Source organism: Pseudomonas sp. NBRC 111127 (assembly GCF_001320345.1).
Classification (GTDB): Bacteria; Pseudomonadota; Gammaproteobacteria; order Pseudomonadales; family Pseudomonadaceae; genus Aquipseudomonas; species Aquipseudomonas juntendi.
The window spans coordinates 1-19,880 of sequence record NZ_BCBD01000101.1; the positions used below are offsets into that span (position 1 = coordinate 1).

15 protein-coding genes are annotated in these 19,880 nt (G+C 53.9%); 8 read left to right on the top strand and 7 right to left on the bottom strand.

The window, feature by feature from the left end:
• The 8 genes from APH30_RS17815 to rfbC all read left to right on the top strand — a co-directional run.
• Positions 1–1,734 (top strand): glycosyltransferase (locus APH30_RS17815; protein ID WP_054913310.1); only part of this gene is annotated, 1,734 nt, incomplete at its 5' end.
• A gap of 220 nt (positions 1,735–1,954) precedes the next feature.
• Positions 1,955–2,881 carry a hypothetical protein gene (locus tag APH30_RS28815; protein ID WP_156326533.1) on the top strand — a complete coding sequence of 309 codons (927 nt, stop codon included), beginning with the start codon at positions 1,955–1,957 and terminating at the stop codon, positions 2,879–2,881.
• Positions 2,878–4,689 carry a hypothetical protein gene (locus APH30_RS17825; protein WP_054913312.1) on the top strand — a complete coding sequence of 604 codons (1,812 nt, stop codon included), beginning with the start codon at positions 2,878–2,880 and terminating at the stop codon, positions 4,687–4,689. The genes APH30_RS28815 and APH30_RS17825 overlap by 4 nt, the downstream gene beginning before the upstream one ends.
• Positions 4,690–4,764: 75 nt before the next feature.
• The gene (locus tag APH30_RS28820) at positions 4,765–6,927 is read left to right on the top strand and encodes a hypothetical protein (RefSeq protein WP_156326535.1); all 2,163 of its coding nucleotides are present in this window, start codon (positions 4,765–4,767) and stop codon (positions 6,925–6,927) included.
• A 353-nt stretch (positions 6,928–7,280) separates the two neighbouring features.
• On the top strand, positions 7,281–8,357 hold the full coding sequence (gene rfbB / locus APH30_RS17835) for a dTDP-glucose 4,6-dehydratase (RefSeq protein ID WP_054913314.1): 1,077 nt from the start codon (positions 7,281–7,283) through the stop codon (positions 8,355–8,357).
• Positions 8,354–9,259, top strand: coding sequence for a dTDP-4-dehydrorhamnose reductase (gene rfbD / locus APH30_RS17840; protein ID WP_054913315.1), 906 nt, complete (start codon positions 8,354–8,356; stop codon positions 9,257–9,259). Before rfbB ends, rfbD begins: the two co-directional genes overlap by 4 nt.
• Positions 9,256–10,146 (top strand): glucose-1-phosphate thymidylyltransferase RfbA, encoded by an 891-nt coding sequence (gene rfbA / locus APH30_RS17845; RefSeq protein ID WP_054913316.1) that lies wholly within the window; start codon positions 9,256–9,258, stop codon positions 10,144–10,146. The genes rfbD and rfbA overlap by 4 nt, the downstream gene beginning before the upstream one ends.
• Positions 10,146–10,694, top strand: coding sequence for a dTDP-4-dehydrorhamnose 3,5-epimerase (rfbC, locus tag APH30_RS17850; protein ID WP_054913317.1), 549 nt, complete (start codon positions 10,146–10,148; stop codon positions 10,692–10,694). Before rfbA ends, rfbC begins: the two co-directional genes overlap by 1 nt.
• Before the next feature lie 30 nt (positions 10,695–10,724).
• Here rfbC and APH30_RS17855 read toward each other — a convergent pair whose 3' ends face one another.
• The 7 genes from APH30_RS17855 to APH30_RS17885 all read right to left on the bottom strand — a co-directional run.
• On the bottom strand, positions 10,725–11,657 hold the full coding sequence (locus APH30_RS17855) for an SIS domain-containing protein (RefSeq protein WP_054913318.1): 933 nt from the start codon (positions 11,655–11,657) through the stop codon (positions 10,725–10,727).
• Between the two features lie 317 nt (positions 11,658–11,974).
• Positions 11,975–12,367 carry a GtrA family protein gene (locus APH30_RS17860; RefSeq protein ID WP_054913319.1) on the bottom strand — a complete coding sequence of 131 codons (393 nt, stop codon included), beginning with the start codon at positions 12,365–12,367 and terminating at the stop codon, positions 11,975–11,977.
• The gene (locus APH30_RS17865; protein WP_054913320.1) at positions 12,364–13,308 is read right to left on the bottom strand and encodes a glycosyltransferase family 2 protein; all 945 of its coding nucleotides are present in this window, start codon (positions 13,306–13,308) and stop codon (positions 12,364–12,366) included. Before APH30_RS17865 ends, APH30_RS17860 begins: the two co-directional genes overlap by 4 nt.
• Positions 13,305–14,945 (bottom strand): DUF6311 domain-containing protein, encoded by a 1,641-nt coding sequence (locus tag APH30_RS17870; protein WP_054913321.1) that lies wholly within the window; start codon positions 14,943–14,945, stop codon positions 13,305–13,307. The genes APH30_RS17865 and APH30_RS17870 overlap by 4 nt, the downstream gene beginning before the upstream one ends.
• Before the next feature lie 42 nt (positions 14,946–14,987).
• Positions 14,988–17,507: a glycosyltransferase gene (locus APH30_RS17875; RefSeq protein ID WP_054913322.1), complete on the bottom strand. Its 2,520-nt coding sequence runs from the start codon at positions 17,505–17,507 to the stop codon at positions 14,988–14,990.
• Positions 17,508–18,851 carry a class I SAM-dependent methyltransferase gene (locus APH30_RS17880; protein WP_054913323.1) on the bottom strand — a complete coding sequence of 448 codons (1,344 nt, stop codon included), beginning with the start codon at positions 18,849–18,851 and terminating at the stop codon, positions 17,508–17,510.
• Positions 18,851–19,880, bottom strand: a 1,030-nt coding sequence (locus tag APH30_RS17885; protein ID WP_054913324.1) for an ABC transporter ATP-binding protein, incomplete at its 5' end; no start/stop codon positions are given. The genes APH30_RS17885 and APH30_RS17880, both read right to left, overlap by 1 nt.

A 19,880-nucleotide genomic window follows, 5' to 3' on the forward strand; every position in this document is an offset into this window, starting at 1 on the left:
TTGTGCTGCTGGCCGGAGGGCGTTGAGGGGCTGCTTCAGAAATTGGATCCGGCACATGACGCCGCAACGGTGGCCCTGCTGACTGAGGTTGCCAAGGACCAAACCATGCGCCTGCCGAAAAGTGCAGGCTGGCATCACTACCCTCAATGGTTCGAGGTGTTCCAGCGCCTGGACACACTGCCCTTACCGCCGCTACAAGGCAAGTTGGGGGTGCTGCTGCTGAGCGACGGCGATACGGCACTGGAACAAATAAGCCTGAACAGTCTGGGTGCCTGCAACGCTGGCGCGCATGCAGTTGCTATCGCCCCCCCATGCAATCTCTTGCCAGCGCTCACTCAACTGCTTGAAGGCGACTGCGATCGCATCCTGCCAATGGTGGCGGGCGATAGGTTGGCGCCTCTGGCGCTGGCGCACCTGAGTGCCTTGCTTGACGATGAGAGCGCATGGGCATTCGCCGACTGCGATCGCGACGGTCCGCAGGGGGAGCGCAGCCTGCCGTGGCTGAAACCGGTGTGGGATATCGACCTGTTTATCGGCGCTGATATTTTCACCCCTGGAGCAATCTACAGCGCGAACATTATCAAACAAGCCTTGGCGCTGCTCACGACCCGTGGAGTCAACACGCCTGTAAACTGGTATGACTTTACAGTCGGCATCGCATTGGCAACGGAAAACTCCCACGCGAGCGTTACACACCTACCCCGCGTGCTTTACCACCGCGCCGCACATACACCAGCGAGCCCGGAACAGCAGCAGCCGTCCCCACAGCGTCTGCAGGCGGTTGAATGGCTGTGCCAGCAGTTGGCGCCAGGCGCCACGGTAAGCCAAGTGGCCGACTACCCGGCGCTGCTCAGAGCCCACTGGCCACTGCCAGACAAATTACCCCGCGTGAGCCTTATCGTGCCAACACGGGATCAGTACAAGCTGCTACATACCTGCATCGAAGGACTATTGAACGAAACAGATTATCCTGATCTAGAGATCGTCGTTATTGATAATCAATCCAGCGACCCACAAACCTTGACTTACCTTACCGAGCTCGCCACGCGCGGCGTCACTGTGTTGCCGCACCCCTACCCTTTCAATTACTCCACCATCAACAACCGAGCAGCGAGCATTGCCACTGGTGAACTGATTGGCCTAGTGAACAACGATATCGAGATTATTGAGGCAGGTTGGTTGAGGGAGATGGTTGCACAGGCGCTGCGACCGGGGGTTGGCGCAGTAGGTGCCAAGCTGCTTTGGCCAAACAGAATGGTGCAGCACGGTGGCGTTGTGGTGGGGATCAACGGCCTGGCGGCGCACACTGGCAACGATCTTGAACAACGGGATGCTGGCTATCTAGGTATGAATCAGATTACCCGCCGACAAAGTGCTGTAACAGCCGCCTGTCTACTATTGCGGAAGTCAGTGTATCACTCGGTGGACGGGCTGGATGAACGGGCGTTTCCGGTCGCGTTCAATGACGTGGATTTGTGCTTGCGAATTCAACAGCACGGCTTGCATGTGGTTTGGAGCGCTTTTGCAGAGCTGATTCATGCCGAGTCTGCGAGTAGAGGCAAGGACCTGGCACCAGAAAAACGGGCAAGGGCAGAGAGGGAACAACGAGGTTTCACATCCCGCTGGCTGGTCAACGACCGTCATTATCACCCATTCCTCAGTCAAGATTATCTGAGTGGACCCTATGGGGGTTTTGTCCTGCACAATGTCGAGATCAAAAAACGAGTTCATTGAGTTTCATTTTATAATTCTGCAGTTCAGCAAAAGACCGCAAAGACCTTCGGGCTTAGCACACGAATTAGGCACTTATAGAAGATATATTTAAAATGAAGAAGCCATCAATACTATTTGTATCCAACACATCGAGGCATGCCAGGCCGTACTACGACCCATCCACACGATATCGGTGTTTTAATTTCGCACAAAGCTTATCTGCGAAAGGCTATCCGACGGCATGCACAACGCAGGCAATATTCCAAAAACAGACGCAAGTATTTTCAAATTACGATTACTTCGTTTTTCATCGGCCTGCGCTCACAGCAGAACTGGCAGAATTTATTCTGTCCACACCAACAGAGCGTGTATAGCTGACTTTGATGATTTGAATTTTAGTGTTATCCATGCAATTGAAACCCCAGCGGTAAGAACGCGCTCAGAGAACGTTTCCACCGTAAGCAAAAGTTTGGCTAAGATCGCAGGGGCTGCGTCACTATTCACTCAGTTCAGCTCTTCCACGGCACCATTAGCTCGGCATCTCTCAACGCTTTTTTCAGCAAAAAAATCGGTTGTTATCCCTAACGGCATCGACCCTACCTTCGCAGGCATTTCCGAAATGGTGCGCGAGCGTAATCCAGTGTCCAGCCGTCCCTACACATTTGCCTACTTCCCAGGCACTGCTTCACACAATCCCGATTTGCAAATGATCGAAGAACCAATGAGAGAGGCGCTGGCATCCGACTCTTCTTTCAAACTAATGATCGCTGGACCGGTAAAAATTCCCGATTCGCTGAGCCAGTATTCTGCGCAAATTCACAAGGCAGAATATGTCGCATTCCATGAACTCCCGAATCTGATGGCAAAGAGCAAATTTGTACTGGGCCCATTGGAAGATACAGAATTCAACCAATGCAAAAGCGGCCTGAAATTTTTCGAAGCAGCTCTTTCAGGATGCACGGTAGTTGGCAGCCCAATTCCGGACATCGATAGATTCGAATCTATCCTTCTCAGAAAATGCAAGACTACGGAAGAGTGGAAAGAGGCGCTAATTGCTCCAATCCTTCATTCGGAGGAATCGCTGGAGGAAGCAGCCAAATTAGTCGACCTTGATGTATCTTCCGAGAAACAGACAGCCAAATGGATCAGCGAGTTTATTGACCAATGAAAATACTACTTTATGTCGAACCCCATCCAGTTCGTGATAGCTTCGAAGAGTTTTCAGGCATTGGCGCTTATCTCGCTGGAGCATTGCTCAAGCAAATTGGCTCTGATGAACTCGACTTGCGGATATTTTCCAATAACCCCGTTATTGATCTAATTTGCAATAAAGTCCCTCAAGCTACGATGATTTGCGAGCGTCCGACCGGCGCTGAGTCGAAGATTATCGAAAACTATAAATCCGCGTGGGGACCAGATAATATCGATATCTGGATTGACTTGACCAATGGCGTCGGTCCAGCATCGGATTTCTACTTCAGTATTCTTGATAGAATACATAAAAAATACGCCTTTGACGCCGTCGTACTGTGGTCAGAGAATGGAGCAGTTCGTCGATTCTGCCAAGCCAACAATCTTATAGCTCTGCATGGTGAGCTCGGACCTACCCGTCCGCCATTCATTGAGACGATGTACTTCGATCACGCGGGCACCAACGGCAACGCGATTGTTCGCCATGCAGCCCTAGAAGGTCTGGGCCTTAAGAGCTATCCGGTTCAGACCTGGCTTGGGCCTAAGAGTCGCTTCGAGAATAATCCAGATGGCATAGGTATCGTTGACGTACCCTATACAGCTGTGCCTGACGAGATAACAGCATCCCTGAAGTTTCCATATATATTCATCCCACTGCAGCTTGCGGACGATCTAAACACCATTAAAAATTCCGAATTTGATGGGCCTTTGGACTTCCTAGAGAAAGTAGTTCCCCTGTTCATCGACCAAGGTTATCACGTAGTCATCAAACCTCACCCAGGCTCACTCAGCAGGCCGTTCAATCTAATCGAAGAAACAAAAGCATTAATTTACGCTAAGCAATTCGAAGAAAATGTGACAATTATCGATCGTGCCGTAACGATCACTCGCTCATTGCGAATCATGTCCCAATCCGCATTTGTTTGCACAATTAACAGCTCCGTTGGCTACGAAGCCATGCTGCTGGGCAAAAGACCGCTCATCCTTGGCGATGCCATGTATGATGTAGGTGGCGTGCTGAAGGTTAGCTTAGATGACATTAAAAATCTGGAAAACCTACCAGATCACACCCCCCATATTAAGCGCCTATTCAACTTCCTCTCTGGCCATGTCCTGATCAGCAAAGAAATCGTTGGCACCGGCAAGCCAATTGTCGATATTCTGAAATTCTTGAAAGCCACTAGAGAAAACAATGTCAAATCTAATCATCCCGATTTTTGGGAAAATTGGATCAAAACGTTTAATTACGGAATAAATTGGCTAGGGGATATTCCTCAGCCAGCAGAGGCCCCAGCAGAGCACGGTGAGCTTTTTGGCAATCTGAGGTTATTATCAGGCAAAGAAAAGTCAATCTCCATTAAACATGGAGTAGCAACAGTTACGTCCAAACATGAAAAACTTGGCATAGTTGCTGGATCCGCGAGTGTCTTGGAGAAGTTATTCATTGGAAACATTGATATTATTTCACCCGTAGAAGGAAAACCGGGACTCACGAGGATTGAAGGGTGGGCTATTGACGATAAGGTACGGCAAGCCGCTCTTGTGCTCGTTTTCAAAGACGGCAAAGTCATCTCCCACCAGCATGTGGTGGTACCCCGACTCGACGCAGCCGACTATCTTAGAAAAGTAACTAAATCTCCTAACCGAGCATTTCCAACTAACTGCGGCTTCAGAATCGATATTCCAGATAAGATTTCGATTGATAGCGGACTTAGCCTTGCGCTCGTGACAGCTGATAACACGGTCTTCGTCACCAACAGCGAATTGGGCCCAATTACTCGATAACTGTATTTTGAACCCTGTCGCCCTCACCACCGTAGTGTAGGGCGCAGGGCTCTTAAGAGTGTATGAGAATATTTTATGATCAATCCCTCTCAGCAAAAAAACTACCAAATTCAAGATGATGTTTTGTTGACAGACAATGGAATTTCATTCTTGATCGGCGGGAATCATTCAGTGCTCGATTACATTACCGAAAGAGCCACCCCTAGCATCGAGTCTCTGGACAACTTTAAGTTAAATATTGCCCGCCGCGCCTATTTTTCAAAACTAGCAAAGTGTCAGTATCTACATGTAATATTCCCCGACAAGCAGTCAGTACTCAGTGCAGAGTTTCCTATCAAGGCCGCTTGTCGGCTCGGCGACAAATACATAAATCATATTGAACCAGAGGGGCTCGACAAGCTTGTTCTGTACCCGGCCGACTTCCTCAGAGGTGCCTTAGGACAGCGTTCTTTTGAGAGTCATGACACCCATCTGTCCGACAGTGGATCTCTCGTAGTATTGTCGAGAATTTTAGATGCCCTAGGAATTAAGGTCTCTCAGGCACTTAAGACAATTCACGAGTGCATCAATCTCAAAAGAAAAACAGCCGGTGACCTTGGGAATAGATTTTCTCCACCATTGATTCAGGAAAGCCTTACACTCAACCCTAACTGGAACCACACGAAGTTTGGGAGCAATGGGCTATCCAACAACGGTCAAATTGATATCTATTTCAGCCCAGACTCAACCACCGATAAGAAAGTTTTAATCTTTGGAGATTCTTTTTTTCGCTTAATGCTTCCGCAACTATCCAAGATATTTAAACAAGTTGTATTCTTGCGAACGCCCTATTTTCACACTGAAATGGTTGAACTGACACGCCCTGATATTGTCCTCACAGGCAATGCGGAACGGTATCTAGCAAATGTATCTTCCGACTTAAACGCCCCCGCATTTCAGATGTATGCCTATACGCATAATTCTAATTCCAAACCTTCTTCATTATTCTTAAACGCATTCCGAGCAGTCACCTCACCGAACTCAGCCTCATCAGTAAAGTTTTTTACCGAGCTTTTCGACGATACCGCTCAGCAAAAAATCATGATCGGTCCATCTCACATGGTTAGGTGGGCACAGCATGTGACCAATGGTCTGCTACGCCAGCCACAAGAGCCCGGGCAGCTTATCGGCTTCGGTGGCGCACCAGTCTGGTCTTCTCGTTTGTTCGATAAAGCCAAACAAGAATGTCCAGAGGGTTCTAAAATTCTATTAATGGTGGGAGATTTCCGCTTTGGGAATGATGTCGCCCTAAATCCCACCCGGGACTCGCTGCCAATATTTCTTCCTAACCTATCAGGCATCAATGCCAAAGCGATCACACCTGGTAACGATGACTATATGCGCGAGCGGGCGCATCGGGCGCTCGAGGCTTGGAATAAGCACTTCAAGAATCAGATCCATTTCCTTTTTTGGGATCTGTTTTGCAGACAAGTTCAAGATAGACTGGCAGGGCGCCATATACACAGCAAGGAATACCGCCACCCGCACTGGAACCTTGACGAGAGCCAAAGCAAGGTCCCTGCTGCAAAGTTAATTGATCTGTCTCCACTGCTCAAGCTTCCTATGCATGAAGTGATGAGACTCTTTATCGACCCGAGCTCTCACCCATCCCAAATTGGCTATTTGACTATTACTAACTGTTTTAACTTCGGTACTGACTCGCGCACTGCATTCAACAAAGCCGTTAATGAGGTTGAACGGAGCCTTTTGTCCTCTGCAACACAGTTGGTGGCCCGCAAAAAACGCCCCATTCTGTTATGCGGCAGAAGCGTATGGCTAGACACATTACTCAGGTATCTTGGTCAAACCGGCCGCGAAAAACTATCAAAAATCGGCGTCCAGATACTAACAGTGAACGTGCAAGTCGGTCATAGCAAGGACCCAGTGAGGCCGCTTTATAATGGCACTAACTATTGTCGAGTATTTATTTCTGACGACGGTGACCAAAGCAAAATCTCCTCTGACCTACGTCAGAACCTTGCCAGTTACGGAACTGACCGCATCATATCTATCGCTTGGGAAGCGAGTTGTTTCGAGATCATTTCAAAACGAAATGAAACACCTCTCTCTCTGCATGATAAGAACTATTCAAAATCCAACTCCTCTAACTGCATAAGTGTTTTAGATGCCGATACGGAGCTTGGACCCTATGCGTACCCGACCTTCACTGGCCTTTTGAAGCTCTTTGATTCAATTTGATTCTTCTGCCCATCACACTTGTGGAGCTCAATAATATATCTATCCAAATAGCCATGGCCCGCCGAAAGATAGCAGCATGCAAGCTCTATTGTAAGGTTCCGTTTTCAGCTAGCCAGGTGCAGCTTTGTATTTGGAGGACCTGATAATAGCAATGTTCACCCGTCACCCATTATTTGGACGGGGCGACAGAGAGGATTCACCATGCAAGTACGCTTAATTGATCCGCAACCATTGATCGTCCTAGAGGTCAATAAGGTATACTTTTGCGGCAGGTTTCACTGCCGTTGAGGTCATACAAACATGGACATGAGAGCGCGTGGGCTCTATGACAATATCATAAGGTAGGAAAACTAGTGAAAATTTTAGTAACAGGTGGTGCCGGATTCATCGGCTCGGCAGTCATACGCCACATCATCACCCGCACGGATGATTCGGTCGTAAACGTAGACAAACTGACCTATGCAGGCAACCTTGAATCCCTGCACTCTGTGGACCATAACCCGCGGTATGCTTTCGAACACGTCGATGTCTGCGATCGCGCCGAGTTGGATCGTGTGTTCCAACAGCACCAACCGGATGCCGTGATGCATCTGGCTGCTGAGTCCCACGTCGACCGCTCGATCTCCGGTCCGTCCGAATTCATCCAGACCAACATCATCGGCACTTACAACCTACTGGAAGCTGCCCGGGGTTATTGGATTTCGTTGGATGACGATCGCAGAGCAACTTTTCGCTTCCACCACATCTCCACCGACGAAGTCTATGGCGACTTGGAAGGCCCAGAAGACCTCTTCACTGAAACCACCCCTTACCAGCCAAGCTCGCCCTACTCGGCCAGTAAAGCCAGCTCGGACCACCTAGTTCGCGCCTGGGCGCGCACCTATGGCCTGCCTACGCTGGTGACTAACTGCTCGAACAATTATGGACCGTTCCACTTCCCAGAAAAGCTCATCCCGCTGGTGATTCTGAACGCTCTGGAAGGCAAACCACTGCCTATTTATGGCAAAGGCGATCAGATCCGCGACTGGTTGTACGTTGAGGACCACGCCCGTGCACTCTATAAAGTGGTGACCGAGGGCAAGGTAGGTGAAACCTACAACATCGGCGGCCATAACGAGAAACAGAACATCGAGGTGGTACGCACGGTCTGCTCGCTGCTAGACGAGCTGCGCCCTGACTCCAAATTCCGCCCTCATGCTGAACTGCTGACCTACGTTCAGGATCGCCCAGGCCACGATCTGCGTTATGCAATCGACGCGAGCAAGATCCAGCGCGAACTGGGTTGGGTTCCAGAAGAAACCTTCGAATCGGGCATTCGCAAGACCGTGCAATGGTACTTGGACAACCCTGAATGGGTTGCACACGTCAAAAGCGGTAGCTATCAGCAATGGATTGACAATAACTACGCCACGCATACAGGCCAAGCATGAAAATTCTGCTGCTCGGTAAAAACGGCCAGGTAGGCTGGGAGCTGCAGCGCGCGCTGATCGTCCTGGGTGAGGTTGTAGCGCTCGACCGACACCCAGCCTCCACACCCTACGGTGAACTTAAAGGTGATTTGTCAGATCTCGACAGCCTTCGAGCCGCCATTATCGCTGTGTCGCCTCAAGTGATTGTCAACGCAGCCGCCTATACGGCAGTGGATAAAGCTGAGAGCGAACGCGAGACTGCCCATATTGTGAACGCCTTGGCTAGCCAAGTGATGGCGGAGGAAGCCAAGCGCCTGGATGCATGGTTGGTTCACTACTCAACCGACTACGTTTTCGACGGCACAGGCACTACCCCGTGGAGCGAAACCGACAGCGTTGCGCCGGTTAACTATTATGGCGCTACCAAGCTCGAAGGCGAACAACTGATACAGGCTTCGGGCTGCAAGCATCTGATTTTCCGCACCAGCTGGGTGTACGCTGCGCGAGGTAACAACTTCGCCAAGACGATGGTGCGGTTGGCCAAAGAACGTCCAACGCTCAATGTCATCGCGGATCAGGTCGGTGTTCCCACGGGAGCAGATCTGCTCGCAGATGTGGCCGTTTTGGCGCTGCAGCAGGCGTTGCACAACCCGGATCTGGCTGGGGTCTACCACCTGGCTCCGTCGGGCGAAACAACATGGCATGCCTACGCCAGCTATGTTATTGAGTTCGCGCGGAGTCATGGCGAAGATCTCATGGTCGAAGCCGTGAATCCAATTGCCACTACCGAGTACCCTACCCCGGCCAGTCGCCCGTTGAATTCGCGCTTGGATACCGCCAAGCTTCGCAACTCGTTCACGCTGCACTTGCCAGACTGGCAAAGTGGTGTCACCCGTATGCTCATGGAAGCTCTGAATAAATGAACACAACCAATCGTAAAGGGATCATTCTGGCTGGTGGTTCCGGAACGCGTCTGCACCCGGCAACGCTTTCTGTTTCGAAGCAGCTCTTGCCTGTTTATGACAAGCCGATGATCTATTATCCGCTGGGCACTTTGTTGCTGGCAGGCATCCGCGACATTCTGATCATCTCCACCCCGCAAGATACGCCGCGTTTCGAGCAGCTTCTGGGCGACGGCAGCCAATGGGGCATCAATCTGACGTACGCCGTACAGCCGAGCCCGGACGGCCTGGCGCAGGCATTTACGATCGGGGCTGACTTCATCGGCAATGATCCCTCGGCACTGGTGCTGGGCGATAACATTTTCTACGGTCACGATTTCCAGTCACTGCTGCTGAACGCTGGTAAGCGCAACGCGGGTGCTTCGGTGTTCGCTTATCATGTGCAGGATCCTGAACGTTACGGTGTAGCGGAATTCGACGAGACCGGTCGTGTACTGTCGCTAGAAGAAAAGCCCGCGCTTCCGAAATCCAGCTATGCAGTGACCGGCCTCTACTTCTACGATAACCAAGTTGTCGACCTGGCCCGTGACTTGAAACCGTCCGCGCGGGGCGAGCTTGAAATTACCGATTTGAATAATCTCTACCTGCAGCAAGAGCAACTGCATGTCGAGATCATGGGCCGTGGTTACGCATGGCTGGACACCGGTACCCACGACAGCTTGCTGGATGCGAGCCAATACATCGCAACCATGGAGCGCCGCCAGGGCCTCAAAGTGGCCTGTCCGGAAGAAATTTGCTATCGCGCCGGCTGGATCGACGCCGAGCAGCTTGAGCGTCTGGCACAGCCATTGCTCAAGAACGGTTATGGCCAGTACCTGAAAAATCTGCTTAAAGAGAAGATCTTCTGATGAAAGCGATACCTTTGGCCATCCCCGAAGTTTTTCTGTTCACCCCAACGGTTTTCGGTGATGAGCGCGGCTTTTTTTACGAGAGTTTCAACGCGCGCGCGTTCAATGAAATAACCGGCCAACAAGCAGAATTTGTTCAAGACAACCACTCCCGCTCGACAAAGGGCGTACTGCGCGGCTTGCACTATCAGTTGCCGCCCCATGCTCAGGGCAAGCTGGTACGGGTGGTGCAGGGTGAGGTATTTGATGTCGCAGTTGATATCCGCCGCTCATCGCCCACCTTTGGTAAATGGGTGGGCGCTGTGTTGTCTGCGCAGAACCATAACCAGTTATGGATCCCGCCAGGGTTTGCCCACGGTTTCGTCACGCTAAGCGAGACAGCAGAGTTTCTCTACAAGACAACCGACTTCTATTCACCACAAAGCGAGCGCTGCATCGCTTGGGATGATCCAGAAATCGCAATCGAATGGCCTATTGAATACACACCCTCGCTCTCCGCTAAGGATTGCTTGGGCGTGTCATTGAGTAAGGCAGAGCACTTCGATTGAGGTGATCGCTTGGCGTGGTCGAGATAACGACTAATCGAAGATTTCGACCACGCCTACCACTGCACCCTCCGCACTGGTGACCGCCAGAGCCCTGATTTTATTGTCCAGCATGTAAGACTCCGCCTCGGAGAGCTGCGCATTTTCAAAAATGGTGTGCGGCTTCCCAGTCATGAACTGAGCAACAGTTTCTTGAGTGATGCCTGGGTTTTCCAGCAGCGCACGGCGGAGGTCACCGTCAGTCACGATGCCTACCAACTGATCCCCTTCCAACACAACAGCCAAGCCGAGACGACTGCGCGTCATCACCAACAGGCAATCGTGGAATCCGGTAGCCCGCGTTACAACCGGGGCCGGTGAATGCATCACATCTTTGACCCGGGTGAGCAGTTTACGGCCAAGGCTACCCCCGGGGTGGTAACGGGCGAAGTCCATAGGTTTGAACTGGAGAGCTTCGATTAACGCAACCGCGAGCGCATCCCCCATGGCCATCGTTGCCAAGGTGGACGTGGTCGGTGCCAGGTTATTTGGGCAAACCTCACGTTCAACCGAGATATCAAGCCAAATGTCGGCGTGCGTCGCCAAGGTGGATTTGCCATTGCCTGTCATGGCAATGATCTTGTTGCCGAATGACTTGAGGCTTGGGATGAGCTTGATTACTTCCTCAGTTTCGCCGCTATAGCTGATGAGAATCAGCACATCCACCGGCTTCAACATGCCCAAGTCCCCGTGGAACGCCTCCGCAGGGTGCAAAAAGAAGCTGGGGGTGCCCGTGGAGGCGAAAGTCGCGACCATTTTTTGACCAATCAGACCTGACTTGCCCATGCCGCACACTACAGCGCGACCTTGACAGCCCAGCAGAAGCTCCACTGCACTTTGAAACTCACCGTTCAAACGATCAGCGAGTTCGTTGACGGCGCGAGCTTGGGCGATGAGTGCTTGTTTGGCAATATTGAGGTGATTCATATTCTTCCATGAAGGATTTGATTAATGGCAAATATGTGAATTTTAAAGGCTTCACTACGCGGTGCAAAGCGGGACAGCTGACATACCCAAGCCCTCGTTCACGCAGGTTTAGCTTAACCTCCGCTTTGGACCCCTGCGCTGCCGTCAGCTGAACTAAAGCCCGTACAACATGAACAGAGCCAGCACCAGTTGGCGCTGGAGGCAGTGCATAACTCCACCAGCTGACGCATGACTGTGCCGCTTAGCTGGCTGAAAACCTGGGCTGCAAGCTAACCACCGCACAGAGCGCGGGGCCGTAAAGGCCCCGCACCGTTATGCTAGCGCGTGGGGGAAAATGCCCAAAGTTTCATGACTATGTAGTTGAGCACCGGCACCACAAAAATCACCATCAGCAAACCAAAGGCGTAATGCCACCCCAGGAACTCCACCAGCGAGGTGATCGCCAGGGTAAGGGCCAACGACACCAAAGAAACCAGCAAAAAGCGCCGATAGCCAAGAAAACTGGCGGGCGTTTTGAAGGTGAAACGGCTATTGAGGATATACGACATCACGTTGGCAAACATGAACGCCACGCCATTGGCAACATAGGCCGGCGGTGCCAACAGTTCCATCAACGTGACCACGATTCCCGCATGCACTAGAGTGTTGGTCACGCCCACCAGGCCGAAGCGGATGAACTCGTGGTAACGTTGGGGGACTAGATTGATCACTTGATAACATCACGCACTATGTAAACCGGCCGTTTTTTCGACTCGGCAAAAATCCGCCCTACGTATTCTCCCAAAACACCAATGCCAATCAGCTGTACACCACTGGCAAACAATATGGTGATCATGATCGATGCATAACCCGGCGTGTCAGCACCAAAGAAAATGGTTTTGATCAGCAAGTAAGCGGCGTACAAGAATGACAACGCCGACACTGCACAACCGAGATAGGTCCAGATGCGCAACGGCGCACTGCTGAAGCTGGTGATGCCCTCGATTGCAAAGTTCCACAGTTTCCAGGTATTGAAGCTTGAGGTACCGTGCTCACGCGGGGCTACTTTGTACTCCACGGTGGTGGTCCGGAAGCCCACCCAGGCAAATAAACCTTTCATGAAGCGTCTTGTTTCAGGGAGGGTTTTCAAGGCTTCAACGACCTTGCGGTCCATCAGTCGAAAATCGCCGACATCGGCAGGAATATCAATGTCGGAAATCCGGTTGTGCACACGGTAGAACCAGTTGGCCGTCAGCTTTTGCACAGCGTGGTCAGTGTCACGGTCGACCCGCTTGGCCAGCACCACTTCTGCACCCTCCTCCCACTTCTGAATAAGCTCGAGGATGACCTCTGGCGGGTGCTGCAGGTCAGAATCAATGGGGATTACCGCGTCACCAGTGGCAAAATCAAGGCCCGCAGATATGGCCGCCTCCTTGCCGAAGTTGCGCGACAGGTCGACAACGGTAAGGTAATGGTTTGCTGCTTTGGCTTTGACCAGCTCATCGTACGTGCGGTCACGGCTGCCATCGTTGATACCAATAACTTCGAGCTCGTAGCGGTCGGCGAGCGGTGCGAATACTTCGTTGATCCTGGCGAAAAAAGCTTGTACACCCTTTTCTTCGTTATAAAACGGCGAGACCAGGGAAACTTTTCGCTTTGGCAAAGGGGTCATTGAACTTTACTCCCTGTTGGCTGGAAGCTGCACACATGGGCGAAATCGATTTCTATGCACGCAGGTTGGCGGTCTGCCGGGAACAACGCTTTCACCTGTGCTACTGCAGGGAAATCGCCGCGGTTGAACACATACATCGAATTGGCCATTTGCGAGCCTGCAATTTCGGCCTGGGTGCTTTCCACTGCGCAGTTAGAAGCCGCTCGTGATACATAACCGGTGTTGATCTTCAGGTTATGCACGGAGGCAAAGCGCATGGTTGGCATCAGCGTGTTCAAAATCTGGTCGGCCCGACCGCAACGGAACTTGGGGAAAAAGTACAAGTACTGGGTGTCGGTAGTGAGTTGTTGGTTCCAGGTCGGCTGGGTCAGCACGGCCGCAGCAGGACGTTTGGCGGTATCGACCAGACGGTGGCGCAAGTTGGACAGGTCTGCCAATTGCAGGCCGATCAATACCACCATGCTGACGGCAAATACTTTGGCACCCAAGCGTTTATAGAGGCTCGCAATGGCAAATATCACCACGCAATAACCCACCGGCCAGAAGAACCTGCCCGAGGCACGGAACTGAGAGGTGATACGGTCCATGAACGAAGGATAGTGAAGCGAGACAATTTCATGCACGCCAAGGTAGATGGTGTCTGAAAGCGCGTAGGCGGTGAAGAGGAACATCAGCCATGTCAGTGCCCGGTGTTTGGCGAAGCTGCTCTCGGACGCACTACGGTTCAGCACCCAGGCAAGCGCAAAGGCCAGCAGCACACCCAGGCCAAGATAGTTGAAGCCTTCATACTGGCCAGGCATTTCAGGGTCGGGGAACTTGATGTACTTGCCACCATGAAACGGTGATAGCAAGTTCATTGAATAAGTACCGAAACCGGACTCTGGTGCTACTTCTACCCGCTCCATGGGGAAGATGGTAAGAAACAGGCTGGCACCGATTATCACGAAGGGAATGGCAGCTCGGGCCAATTCACGCGGTGCGCGCCACGACGGCTGGTGAAACAGCCCGGCAACGTAGATGGCGCTGGCCATTACACAGAGATAGATGTTGACGTAGAACGACGATACCAACAGCAACGTCCAGCCCAGCCGCTCTGGCGTGACCGTGCGACGGCTGCGGACATACAACGCCAGTGCGCAAAGGATAATCCAGTGCGACATCAGCGAGATATGCCCCAGGCGGGTAGTTAGCGCCGGGAACGTCAACAGGCACACCACCAAGGCCAACAGCGCCAACCAGGAATGCACCCGCAATTCACGCAGGATCCACCAGCCGCATACAGCCTGGGCGATGAAGGAAAGCGCGACCCACACACCGAACGGGTTGAACGGCGCGAAGCTAGAAGGTACGAAAACCTTTAGCAGCAACGCGTACAACGGGATCGCGTCAACAAAAGTGGCGCGCGTGCCTTGCGGATAGTTGATGCTGTCGAAAGCCAGTAGCGGGTAGCTGAATGGCGCATTAAAGAAGGCGTTGAACCCAGCGAAGTACTGAGTGACATCATCGACCTCGGTTAACCAATACGAGGATGTCCCAGTGATGAAGCCCGCGGGAAAGTAGCGCAGGACAAAAAACACCCCAATAGCCAGCGCGACCGCAAAGCCGGCTCTCCCCGTTGAGTCTAACTTCAAACGCATTTCCCTATATCCCAAATTTTCTGCTGTGTCGTGACTGGCTTATCAAAACTTGTACTTGTCGATCTCGCCAATGAGTTGCTGTGCGCTGGCCTTCCAGGTAAGCCAAGGCATCTGGCTAGACTGCGGGTGCCGCCCTTCGGCATGCAGCAACAACCATTCGCCAATACTGTCGGCAACTGCCTGGGCATCGGCACCCGAGAAGAACCACGCATGCTCACCCGCCACTTCGCGGAACACAGGGAGGTCGCGGGCAATAATGGGCAGTTGGTATTGCGCAGCTTCAATCAACGGCAGGCCAAAACCCTCACCGTAAGAGGCCGCTACCAGGCAATCGCAGTTGTTATACAGATATTCGAGGTATTCGTCGCTAGCCCCTTCCAGCCAGAGCAGCCGTTTGCCGGCCTCCGGATGGTTGCGCAGCTTGGCTGCCAGGTCGTCGACCAGCCAGCCGTGCTTGCCGACAATTATCAGGTTGGCCTCTACGCCGGCCGCCCAGAGGCGCTCGAACGCTTCCAGTGCCTGGGCATGGCCCTTGCGTGGTTCAAGGGTACCGACCATGAGGAAATTGGTGTTGTCGGCCAAAGCTTCAAGGCGCTTGGCCGGGTCTTGCGGGAGACCGGTGGAAGGCATGGACTGGTCGATGTCCGCCCCCAGGTGGAACGCGCCAATACGGAACGGGCGTTCGCCTGCCAGGTTGTTTTCGGCCAGCCAGTCGCGCAACTCGTCCGCCACAGCGCGGGAGATGCACAGCGCACCATCGTATTCGGCAACGGCATGGATCCACGTGCGGTAGTGAGCTTGCAGGCTGTCGACGAAGCAGTGCGGCAACTGCAGGATCAGCAGGTCGTATACCACGAAGAAAATGTTCACCCCATGGCTACGCAAGGTATCGAGGTAGCTGCGCTTATGCGGCAACACGTCCATCAGCAGGTCAAGGCACAGGTATACATCGCCAGCGCGGTAGCTGATGGCTTCATCTTCGACGTGCTCGAACGCCTGGCCAAGGAACTTGGCGGTAAAGCGCGAGGCATGGCGGTAAAAAGCTTCGCCGGCGACGGTATATACAGGCCGCACGTCATACGCCGCAGGCGGGTTGGTCAACCATTCCAGCAGGATGCTGCGCACTACCCGTTGGATGCCACTCTTGCCGTCGTGCTTGCTCAGCTCGGAGATATCCACGAACAGTTGTGGCTTGCCAGCCGGGCCCTGTAGCGAGTAGTCAATGGCTTTTGCCAGCCGCTTGATATCCACTGCACCGGGCTGCAACAGGGCTCGGCCAGCAAGGCCGTCGATCAGCGCCTGCAGGGCGTCGGTGGCCTGGTCGACCGCGACAGGTTTATCGGCTTGGGCCAGTGCTTGCTCAAAGGCTTCCACGGCAGCCTTGCCGGTAAGGTCCCACGAGAAAGCTTCAGCGCGCTGCAAACCATGGGCTGCCAGGCGCTCGCGGAACGCTTCATCGCCCAGTGCCTGACGCAGCTTTGCCACCAAAGACTGGGTATTGAGCGGGTCGAAAGTCGCTTCCTCCAGCCCGATGACCTCGGGCACGCTGGAAGTATTGGCACCGATAACCGGGGCGCCGCACTTCATCGCTTCCAGCGGTGGCAAGCCGAAGCCCTCGTGCCATGAAGGGAACACGTAGAGCTGGCATGCGTTATACAGTGCAACCAGTTCCTCATCGGTAATGTAGCCGGTGAAGACCAAGTCGGTGTCCCCCAGGCCTTGGCTGCGCGCAGCGGCGCGGTACTGGTCGATATGAAACTGCGGCATCTTGCCTGCAAAAACCAGCTGCACATTACCAGCTTCCTGGCGAACCTTGGCGAATGCCTCGATCAGCCTTACCAGGTTCTTGCGTTCATCGGCCCCCCCCGAGTAGAGCACGAAGGGGGTGCGCAAGCCGAAGCGCACGGCCAGGGCCTGACGCTGCGCTGCGTCCAGTTCGATGGGCCGGAATATCTCGTCGGCCGCTGTCGACACATTCACAACCTTGGCGGCCTCCAAAGGCAGCAGGGACAGTGCCTCTTGGCGGGCGAACTGGGAAATCGACAGCAACAGGCCGTACTGTTTGAACGCCTCGACCTTGTCCAGGTAGTGCGCCTTGTAGCCCGGGTTGGGGTCCAGGTACTGCCGGGGGCTGACCAGCGGAATCAGGTCATACAGGGTTGCACTGACCAGCGCCCGCTGATCCAGTTGCGGGCTGCCGATCACGGCATCGTCGATATAGCCTTCCACCGGGCTACAGACATGTACCACATCGGGTTGCAAGTCATCGATGCAGGCCTGGCGGATACGCTCGGCCACCTCGCGCCGCGCGCGGTTGGCCGGGTCGCGTGCAGACACCGGGCCTTCAGCGTACCACACGCGGATGTGGCTTTGCGGCAGCAGGCCGATGAACGCTGTGCGGATGCTGTCGATGCTGTCTGACAGCATGCCGTTGAGCAGCAGGTATACCTCATGGCCGTTACTGTTGCGCACGATGCCCTGCGCCAGGGAAAGGCTGTAGCGCCCGATACCACGGAAACGGCTCTCGGTTTGCGCGCCCTGCAAGTCAATTACGATACGCATTCAGTGCTTGCTCTTAATCATGGCTTCGCTGAGGGCGCTTTCAATCGAGCGCCCACGCGGTGTCAAGGGTGCGTGGTCGATCACGCCGTGTTGTGGGTCACTGGCCATTGCCACGGGTTCGGTTGCCAGTACCCGGCGAATCTGCTGCGTCAGCCAAGGGCTACGGTGCAAAGCCGCCAGCACCAAGCGTTTTACCGCCGGGCGCCGCTCTACCCAAAGCCGCGCATGCGGTGCCACGCGACGCAACGCAGCCTTGCCGTGCCGGGAAGGCCAGTACAGCACCCGGCCTATCATGCGCAGCGGCGCGCTAACCCGCCACGAGGTGCTGGCAAGCATTGCCTGCAATTGTTGCTCAACGGCCTGGGCGCGCTGGAAGTGATGATGGCAATTTTCCAGCGCCACGTTGCGCTCTTGCTGCACTGCGCCAAACTGCTGCTGCAGGTCATTTAGAGCTGTCTGGTAGCGATCCTGGATCACCAGCAACTGATGGGTTTGCTGGGCCTGGACCTCGGCCATGATTCGCTGGAATTCAGCGGGTTCGAAGAATGTCGCTCGCACCGTTTCCACCGTGTTGTGCAGTTCAGCGAACCGGCGGTCGATCGCGCGATCGTAGCGGTGCGCCAGTTGGTCGAGTGAGATGCCATAAGCCGCCTCGAACATGTCGTCAAAGGGCTGCAACTGGCTTGGGCTAGCGGCTTTCTGCGCTACCACGGCGTAGTCCGGGCTGACGCTGAACAACACGTTCAACACGCCAAGGGGCGCTTGTTCGTCATGGACTTCAGGCGGTTCCTGCAACCGCACAATCTTGGCCCGGGCAAACCCGCTGTAATCCGCCAGAAACGACATCAGCAGGCTGGGCAAAGGTTGTTCGTGGGTTGGGTCAAGGTAGAAATTGTTGGTGCCAACCGTCACGTTTTCAGCGTTGGGGGTTTCCAGAATCAGCAGCCCGGCAGGGCGCAGTACCCGCAAAGATTCGGCAACCAGTTCCTGCAAAACGGCAAACGGCAGGTGCTCGGCGATATGAAACCCGCTTACCGCCACCTGGCTGTTATCGGGCAGCTTGCGCAGCGCGCTCAGCACATCATCCTTGTTCGCCGGCAGCTTGAGCGCTTCGCAGGCTTCCAGCATGCCGTCGTCCAGGTCTACACCCAGTGGTGAAAAGCCCTCGCGCACCATCAGCTCCAGCCACTCTCCACGGCCACAACCTAGATCAAGTACAGGGCAGTCAGCGTACAACGCCTTGAGCGGTTCGAGGAACGGCAGATAGGCCTGGAGCCGCTGTGTGATCGTCTCGCGCGAACCACGGTAACGGTCCTCGAAAGCCCTGTAAAAACCTGCATTCATCAATTGCACTCCACTGTAGGCGGTATCCACGCAAGGCCTACGAAGTTCTGTTCGGACATGTTCACCACATTGAACACCAACGCGAGGTCACGCCACTCATAGTTATCAGCGATATGGCTGTCGGTGGCGTGCAAGGCAACAGCCACCGAATAAGATCCCACCCCCAGGTTTGCCGGGAAGCGGAAGGCGTAGGTCAACCTTGTACCCGCCGCAAGGTCGGTGCGCACGCACTGCAGGTGGTGAGTGTTGGTACCAAAGACGTCCTGACCAAGGCGGTCCTTGATCACATAACCCACCACCAATTCCGGCAAGCGTGCATGCACCTGGACGCCGATACTCAGGCAAACGGCCTCTCCGACCGTAATGTACTCAACCGGCGCGCCCTCGGCGTTAAGCAGCGCCACCTTGGCAATACTGGCCTTCCCGCTACCTGAACGCGTTTGCACGCTACCATCCTGCAAGGTCTGGACCTCGACCGTGGCGTTTTCTTTCTGTGCAATGATGGCGTTGTAGTAATCCATTACTTCTTCGGGCGGCCCGTCCTTGATCACGGTACCGCCGTCCAGCAGAATCGCGCGGTTGCACAAGGCCTGGATCGCGCCACGGTCGTGGGACACGATCAACAGTGTGGTACCGGCCTTTTGAAATTCCTTGATACGGCTAAAGCTTTTGTGCTGGAAATAGCTGTCACCTACTGACAACGCCTCATCAATGATGAGGATTTCCGGCCGAAACGCGGTCGCCACCGCGAACGCCACGCGCATCTGCATGCCGCTTGAATAGGTACGCACGGCCTGGTCAAAGTACTCGCCAATTTCGGCGAACGCTTCAATGTCGGCTATGACGCCGTCGATCTGCTCCGTGCTGAACCCCATCAGGCCAGCGGCGTGGTAGGCATTCTGACGGCCGGTAAGCTCGGCATTGAAACCCATACCCAGCTCAAGAATAGCGGCGATACGCCCGTGTACCTGCACGCGCCCTTCGGTAGGCTGCAGCGTACCGGTAATCATCTTCAGCAGGGTCGATTTG

Bases quoted from the DNA above. Each gene is read 5' to 3' on its own strand.
- APH30_RS28815 (WP_156326533.1), top strand. From the start codon at position 1,955: ATGCACAACGCAGGCAATATTCCAAAAACAGACGCAAGTATTTTCAAA.
- APH30_RS17825 (WP_054913312.1), top strand. From the start codon at position 2,878: ATGAAAATACTACTTTATGTCGAACCCCATCCAGTTCGTGATAGCTTC.
- APH30_RS28820 (WP_156326535.1), top strand. From the start codon at position 4,765: ATGATCAATCCCTCTCAGCAAAAAAACTACCAAATTCAAGATGATGTT.
- rfbD (WP_054913315.1), top strand. From the start codon at position 8,354: ATGAAAATTCTGCTGCTCGGTAAAAACGGCCAGGTAGGCTGGGAGCTG.
- rfbA (WP_054913316.1), top strand. From the start codon at position 9,256: ATGAACACAACCAATCGTAAAGGGATCATTCTGGCTGGTGGTTCCGGA.
- rfbC (WP_054913317.1), top strand. From the start codon at position 10,146: ATGAAAGCGATACCTTTGGCCATCCCCGAAGTTTTTCTGTTCACCCCA.
- APH30_RS17855 (WP_054913318.1), bottom strand. From the start codon at position 11,657: ATGAATCACCTCAATATTGCCAAACAAGCACTCATCGCCCAAGCTCGC.
- APH30_RS17865 (WP_054913320.1), bottom strand. From the start codon at position 13,308: ATGACCCCTTTGCCAAAGCGAAAAGTTTCCCTGGTCTCGCCGTTTTAT.
- APH30_RS17870 (WP_054913321.1), bottom strand. From the start codon at position 14,945: ATGCGTTTGAAGTTAGACTCAACGGGGAGAGCCGGCTTTGCGGTCGCG.
- APH30_RS17875 (WP_054913322.1), bottom strand. From the start codon at position 17,507: ATGCGTATCGTAATTGACTTGCAGGGCGCGCAAACCGAGAGCCGTTTC.
- APH30_RS17880 (WP_054913323.1), bottom strand. From the start codon at position 18,851: ATGAATGCAGGTTTTTACAGGGCTTTCGAGGACCGTTACCGTGGTTCG.